The following is a 22,325-nucleotide window of genomic DNA, read 5'->3' as shown; positions in this document are numbered from 1 at the left end:
CTTTAATCGCCGGAGTGATATGGAAGTGGTAACAGAACAATCGGCATATGAACAGGAGAGGGGTAAGCCTATGCCTAGTAAAGTGCATGCTTACATTCAAAGTAACCTTATTTTTGAGTTGAAGTCCCGGTACAAAGATCGATTTACGTTCATGTCCGAACTCAGCCTTGATTTAGATGGCTGGTGGTCAGTCCCTGATCTGGTTATTTACCCGAAAATGACGATTGACGTTCGTCAGGACGAAATCCGAGTGACAACGCCCCCATTATGTGCTATTGAAATTATATCGCCAATGCAAAGTCTTCAGGAGTTGGTTGATAAGTCAAAAGCCTATTTTGAGCATGGGGTCCAATCTTGCTGGCTTGTATTGCCCGGACTGCGTTCGATTTACGTATTCAGTTCCTTCGATGAATTCAAAATGTTTACTTACGCGGATACGTTACTGGATGATACGTTAAAAATCAGCATTCCACTGGCGGAGGTATTTGCGTGAACTTCTTATCCTGCTAAAAAACACCCGGTCGGCCCAGCGACAGACGACTGATCGGTCGATAATCCAGAAATTCAATATCGGGCGCTACGTAACCCGGTTTGATCGGCTCTTCCTTCACTAAATCGGTACTCAGGTATTTCTTGTTGCTATCGCACAGGATGGTCACGACGCGGGCGTCTGGCCCCATTTCGTTCTGAAGATTGATGGCACCAACCAGGTTTGCTCCCGACGAAATACCCACGGCAATGCCCAGTTGCAGGGCTAATTTCTGGGCGACCAGAATCGAGTCACCATCGCTGGCCTGTACTACGTGGTCCAGCTCATTCAATTTAAGAATATCGGGAATAAACTCGTCGAAAAGCCCCTGAATGCGATGTGAGCCCGTTTTATGGCCTACCGAGAGGGTCGGGGATTCGGCGGGTTCGAGCGGATGAATGCGGATGTCGGGTTTGCGCGATTTGAGGTAACGTCCCACCCCCATAACCGTTCCGCCCGTGCCAACACCGGCTACAAAGGCATCGGGGGTAACGTCTACGCTCTGCATTTGCAGCCATATCTCCTTACCCGTAGTCAGCCGATGGGCTTCGGCGTTGTATTGATTAGCAAACTGACGGGGTAAAAACACATGCGGATCGGAGGCTGCCAAGTCCTCCGACCGTTGAATTGCCCCCATGAAACCGCCTTCCTCCTTCGTAAACAAAACAATGTCGGCCCCCAGGCTACGGATAATGTCGATACGTTCCTGACTGATACCGGCTGGCATAATGATCGTAACCGGATGGCCCAACGCCCGGCCAACGGCCGAGAAAGCAATACCTGAGCTCCCACTAGTGGCTTCAACAATACGATCGCCGGGTTGAATATGGCCTTCCCGATACGCCTGGTGCAGTACGTGAAGCGCCATCCGGTCTTTCATACTACCGGTCAGATTATAGTGTTCGCATTTAACATAGAGCGATCGCGCTTGCCCCTGATAGGAGTAGAAGAGTTCCAGCATGGGCGTGTTGCCGACCAGATGCCAGAGGTGTTCAAACTTTTCCTGAATAGCCGGTTTGATCGGAGTTACGGTGGATGGAGTCATAGGTTGATGATCTGATGATCAGTCAAAGTAACTGTTGCTGGCTACAGTCTGCAAAAGCAGCGAGCAGCCAGCAACGTTGGATAGCATAAAGCCGATTGTTTCGTTTTCGACTGCCAGGTATAAAAATAGCTGAAAGTTATTACGTCCAGCTATTTAAGCAGTTAGCCTTCTAGGGGCTGTATAGGTTGTTTCTGGTCATTAGGGCTTTGGCGCGCCGGTTGAACTACTGCCGCTGGCGGGTGCCAGCGAGTTGATCCAGGCCGCAATTTTCAGGGCGTCGGGTTTAGGGACCTGCGGCATCGGTGGCATTTCAGTTGAATAGTCGGGCCAGTTGTGCGGCTTCGGATTATAAATCAACTCCACGATCTGGTCGTTGGTGTACTTCCGTTTCGCTACGTCCGAAAAAGCCGGGCCAACCTGCCGTTTGTTGGCCTGATGACAGGCAGCACAGGTATGACGAGTCAGCAAGCCTTTTACCTCTTCGTAAGTCGGTGCTTTAGCCATCGTTACGGCCTGACCTTCTACCAGTTTTGGTTTAGCCCCCCGCGTGGATTCGCCCGTTGTCGCTTTGGCAGGCGCTTTTTTGCCGGCTGCGACAGCGGCTGATGCTGAAACTGGGGTTGACGCAGCGGCCGCTGAATTGGTGGTGCTTACTTCGCTCATGGCCAGTTTCTGGCCGTCGGGAATGTTGTTGAGCGTGTAATAGGCAATCGGGTGAACGAGTGAGTATGACCCCTCGGCGCCACGAATGCCATCCAGGGTGAGCTGGTGGATATAATATCGGCGAAGGTCGTTCACGATCAGCCGGGCTTTCAAACCATCAGCTGATACTTTCACCCCCTTGAGTGGCAGCGCTTCTTTGTTAATCGTCGGACTGCCGTAGACCGAATGGTATTTATAGAGAAAACTCTCTACCCGATACGACGCCAGGTCTTCCGCTGATTTTTTGTCGACGGGTTTCGTAAATTCTATTTCGAAGCCATCGGGCATGGCTTTCACGGTACGTATCTCAAACGGCATGGCCCCGTTCCAGACCAGTCGCTGTAAGCCTTCGTTGGCATCACCCGCCGATCCCCAGCCCCGGTTCGTTTCGCCCACGAACAGCGAGCCATCTTTTGCAAAGGCCATACGTAGTACGCCCGACCGAAAACCATTACGTAGTTCGATGGCTCCCCCCTGATATTCGCCGTTCACTTTCTCCATGAACACGCGCGAAATCTTGCTCATGCCCTGATCGCCAATCAGTAACTGACCGGCGAAGGGCCCAAACGCACCTTGTGGAATCTCCACAATTTCGGAGTTCGAAATCCCCAGAATACCATGCGGTAACCAAACGGCAGGCGTTTGAATGTCCACGTTTGGGAACTGATCCTTCATGGTATAGAGCAGAGTAGGCGTTTCGTTAATTACGTTTTCGGGTTTGATAGCCCGCCCGTTCTCGTCCCGGCGCCGACGCTCGTCAATTTTGGCGTAGAATTGTTCGGGGGTCAGTTTGAGAGGTGAGTTAGCCATGCTTGTCCATTGTAAACCGGCTGGATGGCCCACAAAGGCTCCTTTTTTTACATGGACAATGCCGCCCGACCCCATCCAGTCGCCCTGGTTGTCGGCATAAAAGAGTTCACCGTCGTAGATACCCATTCCGCAGGGCGACCGCATACCCGTAGCCCAGGGCTGCATGGTGCCATTCTCGCTGATTTTCATTGTCCAGCCGCGCCAGGGCACCCGACTTTCACCCCGCCACCACTCTTCGTCACCGAACGCTACGTTGCCTGTCACGAAAAACTGGCCGTCGGGTGCAATTTTTGGCCCGTAGCTGTATTCGTGGTAGTGACCCGATAACGGCCAGGCATAAATGGTCTCGAACGTATCAGCTTTGCCATCATGGTTGGCATCAACGATTTTGGTAAGTTCACCCCGCTGAGCGCAATAAAGAGCACCGTCTTTGTTGGTCAGCCCCAAAATCTCGTGTAATCCTGTCGCATACTTCCGGAAAAAAGGCTTGCGGCTGGTTGGGTTTTCGACAATCCAGATGTCACCCCGACGGGTGGCCACGCCCAGATTGCCATCGGGCAAAACGGTCAGGCCGCCTACTTCGAGGAGGGTTCCTTCTGGTGAGGTCACTTTCTGGATTTTGTAAAAGTCTTCCTCCTTTGGCGACTCCTGCGCCTGAACCACTGTCAGGCTGGCTATGGCGAGGAGAGTTGTTAGTAGCTTTTTCATGGTGTAGCTCCGGGCTTAAGCCCGGAATGAAATCAAAAAAGAATCGAGTACGTTAGTTTCCCCTTAACTGGCACAATCAGTTCCTGCCGGCCATTGGCGTCGCGAATCGTTGGTTTCGCTCCGGCCACGTCATCTATCCGTATGTATGCCTGCCCATCAACCAGATACAGGCCGTTCTCCACAGCCGTGATGGTGGTGCCGCTGATCAGCCGCGCATATAAATCGCTGGCAGGATTCGCTATGGTCACTTCGCGTTGAAGGCCCTTCCCTGCGTCTAAAACCCGGATTTTATCATCAATCGAAGCGCCATAGCTCTGATAACGGAAAGTCGGCCGATTACTATCGTCCAGTACGTAGCCTTTCGGATGATAACTGGCGCCCGTAGTGTCGGCAATCCAGTTGGCCTGAGGGGATGCCAGTTTACCCAGAAATAATACGGGTGTGCCAAACCGCTGAACCATACCCGTTGGCCGGGAAGAGCCATCGCCCCGCTCGTGCCACATCGGCGTCGCATCCAGAAATGAACCGCGCCAAACCTGCACCAGCGCCCCCTTGTCTAAGTCGTACGTATAATGAATCTGTTCGGGGCTACCTACCGAAACGGCATGTGTTATACGTAGCGTACGCCCTTGAGCATTCTTTTCTCCCGGCATATCCATAAAGCTACGCAGCATGGTGTTGGTTGACGCATCGACCATAATTGGGTCAACTTCCTCGCCAGTGCTGCCTACCCCGTCACTGATGGCGTATTCGCGGATGCCCGGTCCGGCTACCGTTAAGCCCAGCGCTGGTTGCGCCCAATCGACAAATTTGGCATACAGCAGTTCGAACGGTAAATCACCTTTAGGTAGCGTTGCTTTCCCACGGGCATTCCATTCACCCGGTGCAATGACCGATTGATTATTGATTTTTAGCAGTCCGCCACCACCCGGAACGCCCAGATTGAACTGGTATTCACCCGGTTCCGAGACACGTAGTGTGCCGGTGTAGCGAATCAGAAACTCGTTTGGAATGCGGCTCATGGATGCCGACAGTACCGTTGTGGCACCTTCCGATTCGGGCGCTGTTTTGTCATAATTGGGCTCCTTCTCGTACTTGCCTTTGTAGACAGCATATTTAAGATTTACCAATTCGGGGCGCGGTTTGTCGTAGGTAACGTAGCGGATGTTGCGTAGAGCAACTGCCCCATGATCGCCCTGAAACCGGATCGGCCCCAGTGCTTTTTCGTTATCAAATGCAGAGCCCCGGGTTGGGCCGGTCAGCTCAACATCTTCCTGAATAATTACGCCATTCAGTTCGATCCGAATCACACGAGCGTTTTCCGTTTTCTGCCCGTTGGCATTGAAACGCGGGGCCTGAAACGAAATTTTCATGTGTTGCCACAGGCCCGGCGCCCGACTGGCATTCTGCCGGGCTGGGTGGCCTTCATAGCCTTTTTTACCTTCGGGCCGTTTTTCATCCCAGCGCTCATAAACCGCGCCATTATCGTGCACATTCGGCGTACGGACATCCCAACTGTCACGCAGTTGAATTTCGTAACGTCCCTGCAAATACACGCCTGAATTAGCCGTTTTGGCCATCATGTAATCTAATTCCAGGTCGACATCCCCATGTTGTAACGTAGTGAACAGATCATATTTATAGGGATTTTTTGGGTCTGCCGGGGCTTTATCCAGCGGAATATTCGCCAGTATACCCGTGCCTTTATCGGTATTGAGCGTATTGGCTTTGTTGAGGTCTGCCCGGACGTTGCCAACAATACGCCAGTTGGGTGTTGATGGCGCAAAGGCGCTTAGGTCATTGAGCGGTAAGGGAATACCGGCCAACGGAGCGGGTTGTGCCAGCCCCAACTGGATACTGATGACGCAGCAGACGCTCAATAACCAGGGTAAATAAGTTTTAGTAGATAGGTTTACCATAGTATAAGAACGGAAATTAAAGGGCGAAATCTACCATTTTTTCCCAGAAAAAGGACGTAAATCCACATTTGCTCTATCTTTGAATGTTTTACCCGCGAATTCAATAACCCGATTATATTTCTATGAAAAACACCCCGTTATCGCTTGCTTTTTGCATTGGTCTGGTTGGCTTGTCGGTTGCGGCTGTAGCGCAGACGCAGCCCAGCAAACAAACCCCTGAATCCACCGAAATCTGGGAACCCGTTCCCCCAGTTGTTACACCCGGCACCGCTTCTGCCAACACAAGTGGCACGACGCCCCCTTCTGATGCCATCGTACTTTTTGACGGTAAAAATGCCGACGAATGGGTAGCCATTAAAGGCTATTCACCCGCCAGTTGGGAGAACAAGAATGAAGGCCCACTAAAGTGGCCGGTTAAGGATGGTGTTCTGTATTCGACACTTGGTTTTTCGGCCCGTTCCAAAAAGGAATTCAATGATTTTCAGCTTCATGTTGAATTTAAAACCCCTGAGAAAGTAGAAGGTAAGAGCCAGGGCCGCGGTAACAGTGGTATCTTTTTACAGGGTCGCTATGAGTTGCAGGTGCTGGATAACTACAACAACCCAACCTACGTAGACGGTATGGTAGGCTCCATTTACAAACAGGCTATCCCGCTGGCGAATCCAAGTCGCCCACCGGGTGAGTGGCAAACGTATGATATTGTTTATCAGGCCCCCCGCTTCAATAAAGCTGGCATGATGACCGATTATGCCTACGTAACGGTATTGCTCAATGGCGTGCTGGTGCAGAACCACGCGGCCATTCGCGGCACAACCGAGTACATCGGCTACCCAAAAGTACAACCCCACGGCGCTGGTCCGATATTGTTACAGGATCATGGTAACCCGGTTGGTTTCCGCAATATCTGGATACGGCCGCTGTAATCTTGATTTGTTCTTTGTTAGATAATAGGTGCCCCCGGTTTTCGCCGGGGGCTTTTTTGTTGTATTGTATCCTCGAATTTTAATCCGTAATTAAGTGCTCTTTAATTAAGAGGACTTTCGCCCGGAGCCGTGCCACGGTTCAGTAAGCATCATTAACAACCGTGGCACGGCTCCGAGTGAAAGTCCTAATTAAACCACGGGCTGAAGCCCGTATATACGTAGTATGCGCCCTAGTCTGCCTCTTGCCGTTCTGTTCATGTTCCTGACGGCCTGCTCGACAACCACAGTTTACATCGTTCGTCATGGCGAGAAGGTCAACGAATCTGATACCACCAACCTGAGTCCGGCGGGTTACGCACGGGCTAATGCACTGGCTGATACGTTGGCTAATCGGGAAATTGATTCGATCTTCTCAACGCCTTTCCGACGGACTCGTCAAACGGTTGGGCCCCTGGCTCAGCGAATAGGGGTTCCTGTGGTGGATTATCCCGCCAAACCGAATGAGGCTATCATCACCCGAATCCGTCAAATTCGGAATAAGACCGTCGTGGTGGCGGGGCATAGCAACACGATTCTGGAGATTGCCAGAGGCCTGGGCGCGAATCCGACGATAGCTACCATTGCACCGGGAGATTTTGATAATCTGCTACATGTCCGCATTCATCGCGGACCGTTTCGGAAGTCGGTCACGCTTTCGGAAATGACCTATGGCCAGATGACACTTCCGTAACGTAACTGAAGTGCAGTATATTCCGGCCTGTAGATTGTTTTCATCAACTCATACAAGATTATAGTAACAATAGTGTTAAGGATGGCTATTTTTATGAAAGTTTATTCTTGCCCTGGTTACCAAATGAAACGATTACTCCTAACGCTACTCGCCTTCTCATTGGTCTTATCTGGGCTATGCGTTCAGGCGCAGGGGATCCATGTCACGGTCAGCAACGTAGCGACAGTGCGCAAAACGGTTCCGGTTAGCACACCTGCTACGTATCAGGGGCGTCAGATTTTGGTGGGAAATGGCGGTGGTTTCACCGGTTTTACAACGACCTATTATCTGTTGGAAAACGGAAAATTATTTGGCCGACGCAGCCGTGATACTACGTTTACATTGATCCGCCGACAAACATCGACCACGACAAAGCGGATGTTTAGCCAGATTGAAAATGCCTGTAAGATCAAGAAGACGAAGTTTAGCAACCCCGGCAACACATACAAGTTTGTCCGGTGGCGAAAAGGCAAGCTGGAATATACTGTAACCTGGGGTGAAGCCGGAAAAACAGTGCCAGCAAGTTACCCCAAATTCTACGACTCATTCATGGCCATGATTCCAACTGCATCGCGATTGAAGTAATAGGTAGCCCTCTGACAATACGCCCAACTCCAAATCGGAAAATGGGGTCTTCTATACTTAAATGAGTAAACGACAAAACCAACTACTCAATGAAAACATTTCTTCTATTCCTGACGCTCTTGCTCACTGCTGTAGCTCATGCCCAACAGCCGAAGGCTGGCTTTGATCGTAAGCATAAAACTACGTTGCCTTCCGGGGGACTTTCCCAGCGGCTGAATGCGGTAGTCGTGCCGCTACCAAAGGACCGGACCGGTCATCAGACGCTGACGGCAACAGGTGGAGCAAGGCCGACGTTAAATGCCATGAAATTGCGGGTAATACGTGACTCAGTTACGGGTTTGCCGATTTTCATTGAGCGGAAAGTAACCAAAGCAACCAATGTTAATTCAAACAAAAATAGTGGAGCGCGTCTTTCGGCGGCAGCGGCCACCCTGGTTACTTACAAGTTTATGGGGCAGGTACGTGAACTGCTTAAACTTGATAATCCGGAAGAGAATTTCACGGTTGCCCGTACCGATACCGACGATTTTGGGCAGATGCATGTTCGTTTGTCCCAAACCCACCGGGGTATTCCTGTTCTCGGTTCCGAACTCGTTGCCCACCTGACGGATGGTGACGTAGCACTGCTGAACGGCCGGTATCAACCTATCCCGAATGATCTCGCTACGACGCCTGAACTAACCCTGGCTGACGCATCCGAACGTGCCTTGAAAGAGGTCCGAAAAACGTCGACTGTTCGGTCGTTTGGCGATAATATGCTGAATTTGAAATTGTCGGAAGGGACGTTGTGTGTTTTTGCAGAAAAAGGAACTGCCAGGCTTGCGTATCAACTAACAGTAAGGCCGAATATGCTCGAACGCTGGGAATGCGTTATTGACGCCCAGACAGGCGACGTTCTCGACAAATACAATCATACCTGCACGTTCGTGGGGCCAACACCCGCATCGGGTCGCGATCTGAACGGGGTAACCCGCTCGTTTCAAACGTATCAGCAGAGTAGTAACGCGTATTATATGATTGATGCGTCGCGCCCAATGTTCAATGCTTCGGCATCCAGCATGCCAGGAAAGCCGGTTGGCGCCCTGTGGACCGTGGACGCGAGAAACGTAGTGGGTGATAATCCCAAAGCGTATCAGATCACATCGGGTAATAATACGGACTGGAGCCCAACGGCTATTTCGGCTCATTACAACGCCGGTATTGTCGACGATTATTACCGAAATACGTTCAAGCGCAACGGCATCACGGGCACGGGGGAAACAATTATTTCGCTTATCAATGTTGTAGACGATGACGGTAAAGGTCTTGACAATGCCTACTGGAATGGGAAGTACATAGCCTATGGCAATGGCCGAACCCTGAAACCGCTGGCCGGGGCACTGGACGTAGCGGGCCATGAAATGACACATGGTGTTATTCAGAATACGGCCAATTTGCAGTATAAAAGTCAGTCGGGCGCCATAAACGAGTCGTTTGCTGACGTGTTTGGTGTCCTGATTGACCGGTCAAACTGGACCATTGGCGAAGAGATTGCTACACCAGCTCTGTTACCATCCGGTGCCCTGCGTAACATGGCCAATCCAAATCAGGGCGGTAAAAGCAAAGATCCCAATGGCTATCAACCCGCTACGATGGCCCAATACGACAACACCGCTGACGACAATGGGGGTGTGCATAGCAATAGTGGAATTGCCAATTTTGCGTTCTATAAATTCGCCACCGCTGTTGGGAAAGACAAAGCTGAGCGAGTTTATTATCGGGCGTTAACAACCTATCTGGTCCGTACGTCCCAATTTTTGGATTTGCGTTTAGCGGTCATCCGGGCGGCCGGTGATGTGTATGGCACGCCGGGTGCTGAGGTTACGGCGGCAATAAATGCGTTCGACGCGGTTGGCATTGTCGAAGGTACCCCAACGACGCCCGGCAAACAACCCGACGTACCGGTGGCATCAGGCCAGGATTTGTTGTTATTGTCCGACGAGAATACGGCTAAACTTTATTCAACCGTTGTGGGTGTTACGCCCGCCAAGTTTGATCAGAAAACGGCATTGGGCTTGGTGCACCGCCCCAGCGTGACCGACGATGGAAAAACGGCCTACTACGTAACAACCGACAAACGGATTCGGGCCGTTAATCTGACCGGGACACCAACTGAAACGATCATTTCCGACGAAACCATTTGGGACAACGTAGCCATCTCGAAAGACGGCACCAAACTAGCCGCTCTCACTGCCGACCGCGATGGGTCCATTTACGTGTATAGTTACGCCAAAAAGAAATGGGCCGAATTTAAACTGTATAATCCAACCTACTCAGAAGGCATCCAGACGGGCGACGTTCAATACGCCGATTCATTTGAGTGGGATTTTACGGGTGAAACCCTCGTTTATGATGCCCTGAATGCGCTTCAGAATAATAGCGGAGCCAATATTGATTACTGGGACGTTGGGTTTATTAAAGTTTGGGATAACAAAACAGGCGATTTTGCTACCGGAGATATTGAAAAATTATTCAGTAACCTGGACGAAGGTGAGAGCGTAGGCAATCCATCGTACTCAAAAAATTCGCCTGATGTTATTGCCTTCGATTACTTTAACGAGAACGATAATGTCTACTATGTGATGGCTACTGACCTGAGTCAGGGTAATTTGAAAAGCATATACAGAAATAAGACGTTGGGCTTTCCAAGCTACTCGCGTTTAGATAATAAGCTGGTATTCAGTACTGAATCACCTTCGAGCGAGGATATATCCGGTATCGATCTGAACCCGGATAAAATTTCAGTATCGGGCGACGTATCAGTCTTGTACACCGGTGCCAAATGGCCGGTCTGGTATATACAGGGGGCTCGTACAATACCCACCAAAACGGCGCAGACCATTACCTTCGATGCTATCGCTGATCGCTATACAAACCAGGGTGATTTGGCATTGAAAGCTACGAGTTCATCTAATCTGGCCGTCAGCTTTCAGGTACGAAGCGGCCCCGCTACATTAACCGGAACAACTCTGAAGCTTACGGGCGCGGGTGCTGTTACGGTGCGCGCTTATCAGGATGGGAATGACCAATTTTATGCGGCTACGGCTGTTGATCGGACGTTTAATGCATTAATCGTTACGGGCGATGAACCCCTCTGGAGTGATGCGCTGTTGGTCTACCCGAATCCTGTCCACACTGCGTTGCAGGTCGAATTGCCCGGTACAGCAGTCCTCGAAAGCTTGTCACTCAAAACACTTACCGGGGCTACGGTGGTACAACCGCCACTACGTTCCCGCCAGCGAACCGCTACGTTGCAACTCGGTCATTTGCCAAAAGGGCTGTATTTACTACAAGTCCAAACGCCCGATGGAACTGCCTATCGAAAGGTGGTGAAAGAATAATGGCTGACTTTATTCGCTTTTTACGTCTTAGTAGATAAATCAAATAAAATGTATATTTGGATATGTATTTGGAAGAGCGCGTAGGGCAACTAGAAAACCTGTCTGTTGATCATGGTCGGCAGATTGAAATCATCGCCAAAGGCGTTGCGGATTTAACCGTGACGGTGAACGAGCGATTTGATCAAGTCAACCGACGATTTGATGAAGTCGATCAACGATTTGATCAAGTCGATCAACGATTTGATGAAGTCGACCGTAGATTTAGTGAGGTGAACCAACGATTTGATGAGGTTCATGAGGAGATTGCCGAACTAAAAACGGGCCAGACACGCTTAGAAACCGCTGTGACTGATTTGCAAACGGGCCAGGCACGCTTAGAAACTACCGTCACTGACATTCAACAAACGCAGCAATTGATTTTGACGCTTTTGCAAGAGCGGCTGAAATAGAAACTTGGCCTTGCCAGGAACAGAACAAGGGCTTATAGCTGACTTATAATTAGTCTCTATAAGCCCTTATTCATTAGCGTGTAGAGGTTATTTTGTGGTAATGACAATCTCTGCTTTCTCTTTATTAACGTCCATACGGGCAATTTTATCGGGCGAGAGCGCAGTAATATCCCGCTCTGTAACTTCTTTGCCATCAATAATAAAGTGTTTTATGCCTTTAAACGCAGATGCTTTTTCGGCTACTTTATCCTCCTCTAACTGAAAGTTAATGGGTAAGTTATACTGTACATTCACCGCTTGCCCACCTTGTATAGCCGGTTTCCAGCGGGGCATACTTTTTACGACACGCACCGCTTCAGCATCTGCCCCGTATCCAATACCTTTTAGAATCTGAACATCGGTAATATCGCCTTCTTTGGTAACGACAAAACGGACGAACACTTTTCCTTCGACTTTAGCTTTCTGGGCGGCTTCAGGATAATGCAGGTTCTGAGCTAAATATTCGCCTATTTTTTTCATACCACCCGGAAATTCAGGTTGATTTTCGGCTACAGTAAAAATCTCTCCGTCTACTTTCACCGGTTTACGGGCCGACGCTTGAGCGCTGGCTTTGCTTTGAGGCTGATCGCGTTCCGATTGTGAACACATGGTTAACAGAGCTGCCAATGGCAAGACCAGGACGTAACCGAGAAGAGCCCGGCGATGAGTTTGCGGTTTGTGTAACATAACGATACGTTGTTTTAGGGTTGATTTAGAAACAAAAGGCGTAATCAACGCCGTCGAAGAGACATTGAGTGCGTAGGCAACCAATTGGCGTGGATAATCCGGTTGGGGTGTTTTTAAAACCGCTTGGTCAGCCAGAAATTCGTGTACTTCCTGCAAGGCGCGTTTGTACAGCCACAACACTGGATTGAACCAGAAAAGAACCTGCACAATTTCCAGAAACAAGACATCAACGGTATGGCGCTGGCGGATGTGGGCTTCTTCGTGACGTAGTAGCACATCGGGTTCAGCGAGTGCATCGACGTGGTTGAGAACCAGGTATCGTCCGAATGAAAACGATGGAATAGCCCGTTTCGAATCTAAATTTTTGGGGAGTCGTACGAGCGTATACGTTGATTTTCGTTCGGCGGTTCCTTGCCTTACAAGTCGGAAAACGGTCAGCAGATTTAATGCCAGTCGCAGACTCATGACCACCACGCCAAGCCCGTAAATCAGCCAGACCCATTGATCCTGCGACCAGACTGTGCGTTCACGTTTAACCGCAAACGCGGGCAGTGTAATCGTGCCAATAGGAAGAGATTCTGCCGTTCCGCTTGGTAATTCGATTAACGGCAATAGTGTTGACAAGACTACTGATACTAGCAAATACACTCGGTTCAGACCAAAAAATGTGTTCCGGCGCAGGAGCAATACGTAGCAGCCATAAAAAAGCAGCAGATACAGGCTGGCTGTGAGGAAGTAGGGGAGGGCATTCATTTCTTCTTCGTGGATATAACAATGACGCCATCTTTGCCTTTCTCGCCGTATACACTCGTTGCTGACTCACCCTTCAGCACATTTATATTCTCGATGTCATTTGGACTAACTTTATCCAGGGGCCTGGGCGTAGCCTTTGGTATCTCAACACCGTCAACAATATAAAGCGGTTCGGGGCCTAACTCACCAAGCGGACCTCTACCACGTATTGTTACGGCAGGGGTCGGTTTTGGCATCAAACCTGACTGAGGTAGTGTATCATTTTTGAAGGAGCTAGCAGGCACGGAGACGTTGGTCATTGCCAGGTGTGGCTGATTTGGGTAACTTACATCCCGCATGGTCGGAAACTCACCAATCGGACTACCGGTCGGCTTGAAAATAGCTGGATCAGCCTGCCCCGTTCTTTTGTCTTCTTTCTTTTCCAGTGAAAACTGAATGGGCAGGTTGTATTGTACGTTGACTGGCCTTCCTGCCTGCTTGCCGGGAATCCATTTTGGCATTTGATTCACTACGCGTGTAGCCTCTTCGTCGCATCCGCTACCAATGCCTTTGAGAATCTGTACATCCTGAACGTCGCCCGTTTGCGAGACGATGAATCGCAGGAAGACACGTCCCTCTACTTTCTTCTTTCGGGCTTCAGCTGGATAGCGCAGGTTTTTGTTGATGTATTCTCCTAACGCCCGCATACCGCCCGGAAACTGAGGGACCACCTCAACAACGGTAAAAATCACTCCGTTTCTACTAGTCTGACTTTCTGGCTGGGTTTGATCTGCTATTGATGTATCAGGCTGTACTGTAGGTATGCCAGTTTGTATCATGTCTTCCCGGGCGGTGGTCATAGCTAGTAAGCCAAATGCCAGCGGAAGCACCAGTACGTATTTGCCCAATGCCCAGCGGTTTGTTGATTTCTGATGCAACATCAGAATCCGCTGCTTTAAAAGCGACGGATTGAAAAAGCCATTGGTCAACGTATCGGTTTGCGAACCAAACGCATACTCGACCAGAAAACGGGCGTAAACGGTGGGCTGACCGGCTTGTTTATCGGCCAGGAATTCGTGTACCTGCCGTAGCATGCGGTCAATTAGCCACAGTGACGGGCTTATCCAGAACACAGCTCGCAACAGGGCTAAGGCCAGTACGTCGACGCTGTGCCTCTGACGAATATGTACCAGTTCATGCCGGATGATCAACTCATTTTGTACATCCTCCGGATTAAGGACCAAATACCGGAAAAAGGAAAAGGTCGGTGTGGAAGCTTCTGATCCGGTGGGGTTCGGTGCTTGAACCAGTACGTAATCATTATCATTACCTACTTGATGGGGCAGCTGCTGAATAAACTGAAATAATCGTCCAATCCGAATCGCCAGACGCAGCAGCAACGTAAACGCAACCAATCCGTAAGCGAGCAACGCGATTTGCTCCCAGTTGGGTCCTGTGTCGACGGGCATGGTGGTAATCGCCGTCATGGGTAAGGCAATGACACCCACGGGCACCGGCCAGTCGGCCTCAACGGTTTGGGCGGGCAGACTCGCTAAGGGCAAAAGTAGCGACAGCACAACCGAGGCCAATAAATACGCCCGATTCAACGTAAAAAACGTATGCCGACGTAGTAGCAACCAGTAACAACCCACAAACAGCAGGCCGTAGAGATTGGCTTTCAGGATGTAATCGAGGGCGTTCATTGATCTTTATTTTTGTTTAGGAGCTTAATGATTTCGTCGGCTTCGTTCAGGCTGATGTTTTTGTCCTGCACGAAAAATGAGACTAACTTTTTGAGCGAATTGTCGAAGTAGTTCGCCATCAGTTGTTCCGTCTGGAAGCGCCGGTATTGCTCTTCCGTAATGAGCGGGTAGTACTCGTGCGTTTTTCCGTAGGCGGTATAACCTACCAACTCTTTCTTCTCCAGAATTCGAATAATTGTAGAGACAGTATTATAGGCTGGTTTCGGTTCTGGCAACTCGGCTAATACGTCTTTGACGAAGCCTTTTTTGAGCTGCCAAAGAACCCGCATAATCTCTTCTTCAGCCTTGGTAAGTTCGCGCACCTGCATGATTTCTGTAGTGATTGTAAAATGATGAACGAATGTATGACTAATGGTTTAGTTTTACAACTAATTTATTAGTTAATAGGTTTGGAAAAAAGTAGTCAGCTAATTGGCTGACTACTTTTTTTGCTAAATAAAGGGCATAACGGATTATATGATGAGGCTGAAATGCCTGAATAAACCTGGGTTCGGGATCAGAAATGGCCCGTTAGGGCCTCAACAGCGTAGCGTCGGTAGAAAATGGGTGCCAAAACAATCTTTAGCGTGCCGTAGGTACGGCACGCTAAGACAATCGTGAAAGTGGAATGTATCCTACCGACGCTACGTTGTTGAGGCCCTAACGGGCCAAACAAACCTGATACAGACCAAACAATCTCGAATTTATACTTAATTAGGTTGATTTAGATTGTCTTACTCCCAGGAAAACTTCAGCAGTGATACGCCCTGGCGGGGTAGGTCGAAGGTAAGGGTTACTTTGCCCTCTTTTGCTGTAATCCATTCGGGCGAGGTAAGCAGTTGCAGTTGACCGGCCTTTTCCAGATCGGCTATTTGCTCAGGTGTAGGTGTTTTTGGGGACCCCATCTTTTTCCAGGCTTCATACGAATTGCTGAACTGCTTGTCGATGCGATAGTGCTGGAGCAGAACGCGCTGATTTGGTAGCCCCTCTACCTCAACGGAAATGGGCGCATCGGGAGCCGGTACGTTGTCATCATGATAATTCCAGACCATCACGGCGGCCGTTTTGGCATCTTTACTGGCCAGCGCATTAATGTCGGCTTCGGCGCGCACACTCTGATTCCGAACGCGGATATAATCGTAAGCCAGCCCATTTTTTACGTCGGCCCGGTTTCCCTGCATCATCCCAAACATGCGGAATACGTTTAGCACCGGCTTATCGACACCATTGGTGGCCAAATCGCGAAATCCTCTGAACCAGGCCTGATCTTCGAACTCAAACGCCCAGGTAACGGCTCCGGCCAGATTGACACCGCGCGCGGCTGCCAGATCATATTTGCGGGCAAACGAAGCAGCTGTATAACTCGAATACATCGTACCATTCCGATACGCATTTTGCGGACTTAAATCTTCTGAGCAGGCGGCACAGCCTTCCGGGTCCGATTCGCCAATGATGATGGGCAGATTTTTTAAACTGGGGTAGAAGGCCACAATCTCAAAACCCTTGTCGATGTCGCGCAATTGCGTTCCCATATTCATTTGCACATGGCCATCGACCAGTTTCGGCGCCCCTTTGGCGTGAAAAGTGATAAAATCAATGGGGGTACCGGTTTTACCCGTTACGTAATTCTTGCCCTTCACGACATGATCCATAAACGCCTTGAAGAAAGCTGGTGAACTGCCACCGCCAGGGCCGGTTACTTCCGGGCCACCCACTTTAGCCGTTGGCAACGCCCGCTTGACGGCATCGGCCGTGTAGTCGTATAGTTTGATATATTCATCGACGGTGCCCTTCCAGTAGCTGATGTTCGGTTCGTTCCAGAGTTCCCAATACCAGCTTTCCACTTCTTTCTGTCCATACCGACCAACGGAGTGCTTCACCCACTGATAGACCAGCTCGCTCCATTTCTGATAATCTTTGGGCGGATACGCCCAACCCGTGTAGATGTCATTGTAATTATCGCCGGGTTTCCAGTAATGCCGGTAAGGCTGCGGCTTGGTCGACATCGCTTCGGGCATAAACCCAATTTGCGCAATGGGCTTCATGCCCCGCTGAATATACGTATCGAAAATCTTGTCGATAATGGTCCAGTTGTAAATTGGATTGCCTTTGCTGTCTTCTGTATAGGCATTGGTTGATCCCCATTTCAGGGCTGCCGTCCCATCACCCGTAACCAGCAGACTATGTACCCTGACATTGACAGGCACCTTGCTTAAGTGTGAGATTTCAGTAAGCAGTTTTTGTCCATCTTTCATGTAGGTATAGTTCGGCTCATCGTAGCCAAACCAGGCCCATATGGGTTTAAGGGGACCTTTGCTTTTCCCCAAATCCACCTGAATCGTTACAGGTTTGGGTGGGCTCGACTGCGCCAGGATACCTGGCCCGGCCAATAAACTGAAGACACATAGACTGAGCGTGGCAGCCTTCAGCCCAGGAGTAAAAGTACGTTGACGCATAAATAAAGGAAATGGAGTAAGTGGCGTAGTTGGTCAAGACTGGTTTGGGGCACATCTACTCTGTCGGCCTAAATTCGGAACGTATACCGATTTAAATGGCCTCTAAGGTAGTAGCGCCTACGCCAGCCAATCTTTATCCGGATAGTCAGGCATACTATTCTGGAATGACTGAAAATAAGCTTTTATCGACCCTACATTAACGCTGTTTATACATGAAGACGTGGCCAGATAATCGTATTCAGACGCTTTTTGGTATTGAATTGCCAATCATCCTGGCGCCCATGGCCGGGCCGGTTTTAGCAGACATGGTCATTGCCGTTGCAGAAGCCGGTGGCCTTGGATCGCTTCCCTGTGCGTTGCTGAATGCCGAACAGATACGTAGTGAACTCAGCCTTGTTCGCCAGCGTACTACCCGGCCCATTAACCTCAATTTCTTCTGCCACAAGCCGCCAAAAGTTGATGTGGAACGTGAAAACAAATGGCGAAAACGTCTTGCCCCTTATTACCTTGAATTAGGCGTCGATCCTAAAGCGCCTATTCCAACGTCTAATCGTACACCATTCGATGCCGCAATGTGCGATCTGGTGGCCGAAGTCAAACCCGAAGTAATCAGTTTCCATTTCGGGCTTCCTGATCGTAAACTGCTGGATCGCGTTACCGCAACGGGCGCCAAAATTATAGCATCCGCAACGTCAGTAGACGAAGCCCGTTGGCTTGAACAGGAAGGCTGCGACGCCATTATTGCGCAGGGTGCCGAAGCGGGTGGTCATCAGGCTACGTTTCTACGCGAAGGCATTTCCCGACAGATTGGTACCATGGCGCTTGTTCCCCAGATAGTTGATGCCGTGAACGTACCGGTTATTGCGGCCGGTGGCATTGGTGATGCACGGGGAATTGTGGCCGCGTTTGCACTGGGTGCTTCGGCCGTGCAACTGGGAACGGCTTACCTGTTCTGCCCGGAAGCAAAACTGTCGCCAATTCATCGGGAAGCCCTGCGAAAGGCGAAGAGCGATGATACCGTACTCACCAATGTATTTACGGGGCGTCCGGCGCGGGGCATTGTGAATCGGCTAATTCGGGAAGTTGGACCCATGTCTGATGTAGCACCGGAGTTTCCACTGGCGGGTGGCGTTCTTGCTCCTTTGCGGTTTAAATCTGAACCAGCAGGATCGGGCGATTTTATGTCACTCTGGTCGGGACAGGCGGCTGGGTTGGGTCGTGAGCTACCTGCAGGCGAATTAACTAAACTACTCGCCGAAGAAACGCTGGCGAGACTTGCCGCTCGTTAAGGTGGCTGTTGGACTTAAATTGACGGGAAAGCTCAACGTAATTTGTGTTCAGATGGCTGTTTTTTCTGAACTTTGGCGTCCGGACGCCAATACTGAACTACTTTGGCAATAGAGATGGATAGTAAGAAAAATAGCATTGGCTGGAAAATCAGCAAAGAATAATTCGGTAAAATTTGTCATGCTGACGTAGGAAGCATCTTCGCCAGGGTAGTTCAACCGGGCCGATTTCTATGGATTAAACAAGGGTTGGCGTATAATTTTTGTTATATTTTTTGCCCCGTTTGACGACTGCATAGACTCGATGGATGAGTTTATTTCTTAGCGCATTGATAACCAGCATTTTATTCTTACCCTCTTTGACTTTTCGCTGATAATACTCCTGTAATTCACCGGGCATTTGAAGAGCCGACATGGCCGCCATATGAAGTAAGGTTTTTAGTGATTTTCGAGCGTGATGATTCACCCGGGTCTTACCCCGTACACTACTGCCCGAGGAGTGCTCGAAGGGAGCTACGCCCGCATGGCAAGCTAGCTTTTTGGGGTCATCAATAGCTTTGAACTCATCACTGGCTAGGATTAATTCAGTGGCCACGACTTGACCAACACCGGGGATAGAAGTAACTAACTCAAAGAGTGCTTTCAGAGTAGGATCGTCAGCAATAAGCTGTTTGATTGCCTTTTCGACCCCTTTTAAATCACTCAGAAGCGCCTTCAGTGAGCTACTACAATGCTGCCCTAGTTGGGTAGTCAGGGCTTTGTCGCCAAATCGTTTTTGTTCGGCTAAAGGCACCTTCAACTGGCTGATCGTACCTTGCAGACGCTGACGAAGACGAGTAAATTCCGCCAGCTTTTTCATGACTGGCCGAGCTGGCTTCCAGAGCTGAGTCCGGTCTTGAAAGCGATAAGCGTACTCAGCAATGCGTTGAGCATCAATACTATCTGACTTACCTCGTTGCAGCCCGCCAGCTTGTTTAATATGTAGGGAAGCTTCTAGCCAGATCGGTAACTGAGCCTGAAAAAACACGTCCAAGGCGTGTGCGTTGTAAAGACCCGTGTGTTCCATACAAACCACGCAGGTTGAGCGACCAAAATCAGGAAGTGCCTGGAGTTGTTTGATCACCGCTCGGATAGCAGTAGGTGAGTTTTCAGATTGGGTCTGCCAGACAATACCTTTATTAGTATAAACAGCCCAATCCAGCGTGTTCTTCGAAACATCAATCCCAATGAAGTGGCGAATATCCATTAGAGTACTTAATTTTAGGGTTAGATAATCAGACTGCTTACTCATCACTCGCTACCTTGCTAATGGGTCACAACACCCTAATTTCTATTCGAGGTTAAGTAAGAAAGACCGAGCGGGACCTGAATCGGCCCATAGGTTGCGAGCCTGGCCGGAGACGCTAGGGAAGCCCGCTCGGTTGTCTGTCTGGCAAGCTACCCAAATTACCAGCACTCAAACCTAAAGGCTGGAGCGGATGCTTCCTACGTCAGCATGACAAATTTTACAATCAGAAAACACCCGGTAAATAGCCTAACCACTTCACAACAACGGAGCATTTATGAACCTCATTACGTATCAATTGATTAGCAAACAGCAAAAAACGACGGGCATGCTCCTGTGCCTGTTGCTGTCTTTGCTGTTGCAGAAAGTAGCCGCTCAGGGGCCGCAGACGAATAAGGAAGATTCGATCTACGTCCGGGAAAACTATACCAAACTGGAGCGGATGATTCCCATGCGCGACGGGGTGAAGCTTTTCACGTCGATCTACGTGCCGAAAAGCACCGACCAGAAATATCCAATCATGCTGGATCGTACACCCTATAACGTAGCGCCCTACGGTGAGGATAAATATAAAACGTCCATTGGGCCGTCGATGCTGTTTGCACGGGATGGGTATATTATTGTCTATCAGGATGTTCGTGGTCGATATATGTCAGAAGGCGACTTTGTGGCGGTAAAACCCTACATTCCCAACAAGAAAAAGAAAACCGACGTCGATGAAAGCTCTGATACGTACGATACCATTGAGTGGTTGCTCAAGAACATTCCGAACAACAACGGGAAGGTTGGTACGTGGGGCATTTCGGCACCCGGTTTTTACACGACTGAAACCCTGCTCGATGCGCACCCGGCCCTGAAAGCCGTTTCGCCACAGGCGCCCGTAACGGACTGGTTTATGGGCGACGACCGGCACCACAACGGCGCTTTCTTCCTGATGGGAACGTTCGCTTTTCTTTCCTCCTATGGCCAGCCCCGCCCTGTGCCCACGCCCAAGAGTAGCCCCGGTTACTCGGGGTACGGTACGCCCAGCGGCTATGAGTTTTACATGAATCTGGGACCCATCAAGAACGCCAACGAGAAGATTTTCAAAGGCAAAAATGCGATCTGGAACGAAATGATGGACCACGATACGTACGACGAATTCTGGCAGGCACGTACGCCCGTACCCCATCTTAAGAACATCAAACCTGCTGTCATGACCGTTGGTGGCTGGTTCGATCAGGAAGATTTGTATGGCCCGCTGAAAGTGTATGCGGGTATCGAACGTAACAATCCCAAGTCGCCCAATTCATTGATTATGGGTCCGTGGATTCACGGCGGATGGTCGCGGTCAACGGGTGAAGCGCTGGGGAATATCCGTTTCGATGCCAAGACAGCCCCATTTTATCGGGAAACGATTGAATTTCCGTTTTTTGGTCATTACCTGAAAGACAAACCCGATCCACAGTTGCCCAAAGCCTACATTTTTGAGACCGGCACCAACCAATGGAAAAAGTACGATCAGTGGCCGCCTAAAACAGCGCAGGAGAAGAAACTCTATTTTCATCCGAATGGAAAGCTGTCGTTTGATGTCCCTACAACCAGCCCAACTCCCTATGACGAATACGTGAGTGACCCCAAAAAACCCGTGCCCTACACAGCCGAAATCCGGAACATTCGGGGCAGTGATTTTATGTACGAAGACCAGCGTTTCGCTGCGACTCGGCCCGACGTAATGGTTTACGAATCCGATACGTTAACCGAAGACGTGACCATATCGGGTAACGTAATGGCGGATCTGTTTGTGTCTACGACGGGTACGGATGCCGATTTTGTGGTCAAGTTGATCGACGTATATCCCGGTAATGCACCGAACAATAGCCCCATTGCTGGTACAAAAATGGGCGGATTTCAACTGCTGGTGCGGGGTGAAGTGATGCGGGCCAAGTTTCGGAACAGCTTCTCAAAACCCGAACCGATGAAGCCCGGTGAGGTTACGGAAGTGAAGTTTGACATGCAAGATGCGGCTCACACGTTCAAAAAAGGCCACAAAATGATGGTGCAGGTTCAAAGCTCGTGGTTCCCACTGGTTGACCGCAATCCGCAGAAATTTGTGAATATCTACCAGGCCACCGAAGCCGATTTTCAGAAGGCAACGCATCGGGTTTATTTTTCGCCCCAACAGCCATCCAGTGTAATGGTCAGCGTTATCAAAAAAGATCCAAATTAGACTTCCTGCGACCAATACGTAGTAGTTTTAAATTGACACCTCTCCCGTTAGTAAAAGCTGAAGGCGCTAC

At 49.9% G+C, this 22,325-nt stretch carries 16 protein-coding genes; 8 read left to right on the top strand and 8 right to left on the bottom strand.

Annotation, left to right across the window (positions count from 1 at the left end):
- Nucleotides 1-19: 19 nt before the first annotated feature.
- Nucleotides 20-493: a Uma2 family endonuclease gene (locus ACYVEA_RS07605; protein WP_461112765.1), complete on the top strand. Its 474-nt coding sequence runs from the start codon at nt 20-22 to the stop codon at nt 491-493.
- A gap of 13 nt (nt 494-506) precedes the next feature.
- Here the strand turns inward: ACYVEA_RS07605 and ACYVEA_RS07600 are convergent, their stop codons facing one another.
- From ACYVEA_RS07600 to ACYVEA_RS07590, 3 genes are all read right to left on the bottom strand, one after another.
- Nucleotides 507-1,574, bottom strand: a complete 1,068-nt coding sequence (locus tag ACYVEA_RS07600) for a PLP-dependent cysteine synthase family protein (RefSeq protein ID WP_461112764.1) — start codon at nt 1,572-1,574, stop codon at nt 507-509.
- Nucleotides 1,575-1,772: 198 nt separating this feature from the next.
- Nucleotides 1,773-3,794, bottom strand: coding sequence for a c-type cytochrome (locus ACYVEA_RS07595; RefSeq protein ID WP_461112763.1), 2,022 nt, complete (start codon nt 3,792-3,794; stop codon nt 1,773-1,775).
- Between the two features lie 32 nt (nt 3,795-3,826).
- Nucleotides 3,827-5,713, bottom strand: a complete 1,887-nt coding sequence (locus ACYVEA_RS07590) for a 3-keto-disaccharide hydrolase (RefSeq protein ID WP_461112762.1) — start codon at nt 5,711-5,713, stop codon at nt 3,827-3,829.
- A gap of 122 nt (nt 5,714-5,835) precedes the next feature.
- Between ACYVEA_RS07590 and ACYVEA_RS07585 the strand changes: the two genes are divergently transcribed.
- The 5 genes from ACYVEA_RS07585 to ACYVEA_RS07565 all read left to right on the top strand — a co-directional run bounded on the left by ACYVEA_RS07585 (nt 5,836) and on the right by ACYVEA_RS07565 (nt 11,819).
- A complete protein-coding gene (locus ACYVEA_RS07585; RefSeq protein WP_461112761.1) occupies nt 5,836-6,636 on the top strand; it encodes a 3-keto-disaccharide hydrolase in 801 nt (266 codons plus the stop codon).
- Between the two features lie 223 nt (nt 6,637-6,859).
- Nucleotides 6,860-7,366, top strand: coding sequence for a SixA phosphatase family protein (locus ACYVEA_RS07580; protein WP_461112760.1), 507 nt, complete (start codon nt 6,860-6,862; stop codon nt 7,364-7,366).
- Nucleotides 7,367-7,489: 123 nt separating this feature from the next.
- Nucleotides 7,490-7,990 carry an FAD-binding oxidoreductase gene (locus ACYVEA_RS07575; protein WP_461112759.1) on the top strand — a complete coding sequence of 167 codons (501 nt, stop codon included), beginning with the start codon at nt 7,490-7,492 and terminating at the stop codon, nt 7,988-7,990.
- An 89-nt stretch (nt 7,991-8,079) separates the two neighbouring features.
- Nucleotides 8,080-11,370, top strand: coding sequence for a M4 family metallopeptidase (locus ACYVEA_RS07570; protein WP_461112758.1), 3,291 nt, complete (start codon nt 8,080-8,082; stop codon nt 11,368-11,370).
- Nucleotides 11,371-11,432: 62 nt separating this feature from the next.
- Nucleotides 11,433-11,819 (top strand): hypothetical protein, encoded by a 387-nt coding sequence (locus ACYVEA_RS07565; RefSeq protein WP_461112757.1) that lies wholly within the window; start codon nt 11,433-11,435, stop codon nt 11,817-11,819.
- Nucleotides 11,820-11,906: 87 nt separating this feature from the next.
- Here the strand turns inward: ACYVEA_RS07565 and ACYVEA_RS07560 are convergent, their stop codons facing one another.
- From ACYVEA_RS07560 to ACYVEA_RS07545, 4 genes are all read right to left on the bottom strand, one after another.
- Nucleotides 11,907-13,298, bottom strand: coding sequence for a M56 family metallopeptidase (locus tag ACYVEA_RS07560; RefSeq protein ID WP_461112756.1), 1,392 nt, complete (start codon nt 13,296-13,298; stop codon nt 11,907-11,909).
- Complete coding sequence (locus ACYVEA_RS07555; protein ID WP_461112755.1) at nt 13,295-14,980, bottom strand: TonB family protein; 1,686 nt, start codon at nt 14,978-14,980, stop codon at nt 13,295-13,297. The genes ACYVEA_RS07560 and ACYVEA_RS07555 overlap by 4 nt, the downstream gene beginning before the upstream one ends.
- Nucleotides 14,977-15,348 carry a BlaI/MecI/CopY family transcriptional regulator gene (locus tag ACYVEA_RS07550; protein WP_093829098.1) on the bottom strand — a complete coding sequence of 124 codons (372 nt, stop codon included), beginning with the start codon at nt 15,346-15,348 and terminating at the stop codon, nt 14,977-14,979. The genes ACYVEA_RS07555 and ACYVEA_RS07550 overlap by 4 nt, the downstream gene beginning before the upstream one ends.
- A gap of 405 nt (nt 15,349-15,753) precedes the next feature.
- A complete protein-coding gene (locus ACYVEA_RS07545) occupies nt 15,754-17,475 on the bottom strand; it encodes a GH39 family glycosyl hydrolase (RefSeq protein WP_461112754.1) in 1,722 nt (573 codons plus the stop codon).
- Between the two features lie 212 nt (nt 17,476-17,687).
- Here ACYVEA_RS07545 and ACYVEA_RS07540 point away from each other — a divergent pair, with 212 nt between their 5' ends.
- Nucleotides 17,688-18,764 carry an NAD(P)H-dependent flavin oxidoreductase gene (locus ACYVEA_RS07540; protein ID WP_461112753.1) on the top strand — a complete coding sequence of 359 codons (1,077 nt, stop codon included), beginning with the start codon at nt 17,688-17,690 and terminating at the stop codon, nt 18,762-18,764.
- 235 nt (nt 18,765-18,999) lie between these two features.
- Here the strand turns inward: ACYVEA_RS07540 and ACYVEA_RS07535 are convergent, their stop codons facing one another.
- Nucleotides 19,000-20,007, bottom strand: coding sequence for an IS110 family RNA-guided transposase (locus tag ACYVEA_RS07535; protein ID WP_461112752.1), 1,008 nt, complete (start codon nt 20,005-20,007; stop codon nt 19,000-19,002).
- A gap of 316 nt (nt 20,008-20,323) precedes the next feature.
- On the opposite strand from ACYVEA_RS07535, the gene ACYVEA_RS07530 reads away from it, so the two are divergent.
- On the top strand, nt 20,324-22,255 hold the full coding sequence (locus ACYVEA_RS07530; RefSeq protein WP_461112751.1) for a CocE/NonD family hydrolase: 1,932 nt from the start codon (nt 20,324-20,326) through the stop codon (nt 22,253-22,255).
- The last annotated feature ends 70 nt before the right edge of the window (nt 22,256-22,325 follow it).

This window comes from Spirosoma jeollabukense (assembly GCF_054777855.1).
This window is presented reverse-complemented; position numbering and strand designations above follow the sequence as displayed.

Bases quoted from the DNA above. Each gene is read 5' to 3' on its own strand.
- ACYVEA_RS07605 (WP_461112765.1), top strand. From the start codon at position 20: ATGGAAGTGGTAACAGAACAATCGGCATATGAACAGGAGAGGGGTAAG.
- ACYVEA_RS07600 (WP_461112764.1), bottom strand. From the start codon at position 1,574: ATGACTCCATCCACCGTAACTCCGATCAAACCGGCTATTCAGGAAAAG.
- ACYVEA_RS07595 (WP_461112763.1), bottom strand. From the start codon at position 3,794: ATGAAAAAGCTACTAACAACTCTCCTCGCCATAGCCAGCCTGACAGTG.
- ACYVEA_RS07590 (WP_461112762.1), bottom strand. From the start codon at position 5,713: ATGGTAAACCTATCTACTAAAACTTATTTACCCTGGTTATTGAGCGTC.
- ACYVEA_RS07585 (WP_461112761.1), top strand. From the start codon at position 5,836: ATGAAAAACACCCCGTTATCGCTTGCTTTTTGCATTGGTCTGGTTGGC.
- ACYVEA_RS07580 (WP_461112760.1), top strand. From the start codon at position 6,860: ATGCGCCCTAGTCTGCCTCTTGCCGTTCTGTTCATGTTCCTGACGGCC.
- ACYVEA_RS07575 (WP_461112759.1), top strand. From the start codon at position 7,490: ATGAAACGATTACTCCTAACGCTACTCGCCTTCTCATTGGTCTTATCT.
- ACYVEA_RS07570 (WP_461112758.1), top strand. From the start codon at position 8,080: ATGAAAACATTTCTTCTATTCCTGACGCTCTTGCTCACTGCTGTAGCT.
- ACYVEA_RS07565 (WP_461112757.1), top strand. From the start codon at position 11,433: ATGTATTTGGAAGAGCGCGTAGGGCAACTAGAAAACCTGTCTGTTGAT.
- ACYVEA_RS07560 (WP_461112756.1), bottom strand. From the start codon at position 13,298: ATGAATGCCCTCCCCTACTTCCTCACAGCCAGCCTGTATCTGCTGCTT.
- ACYVEA_RS07555 (WP_461112755.1), bottom strand. From the start codon at position 14,980: ATGAACGCCCTCGATTACATCCTGAAAGCCAATCTCTACGGCCTGCTG.
- ACYVEA_RS07550 (WP_093829098.1), bottom strand. From the start codon at position 15,348: ATGCAGGTGCGCGAACTTACCAAGGCTGAAGAAGAGATTATGCGGGTT.
- ACYVEA_RS07545 (WP_461112754.1), bottom strand. From the start codon at position 17,475: ATGCGTCAACGTACTTTTACTCCTGGGCTGAAGGCTGCCACGCTCAGT.
- ACYVEA_RS07540 (WP_461112753.1), top strand. From the start codon at position 17,688: ATGAAGACGTGGCCAGATAATCGTATTCAGACGCTTTTTGGTATTGAA.
- ACYVEA_RS07535 (WP_461112752.1), bottom strand. From the start codon at position 20,007: ATGGATATTCGCCACTTCATTGGGATTGATGTTTCGAAGAACACGCTG.
- ACYVEA_RS07530 (WP_461112751.1), top strand. From the start codon at position 20,324: ATGAACCTCATTACGTATCAATTGATTAGCAAACAGCAAAAAACGACG.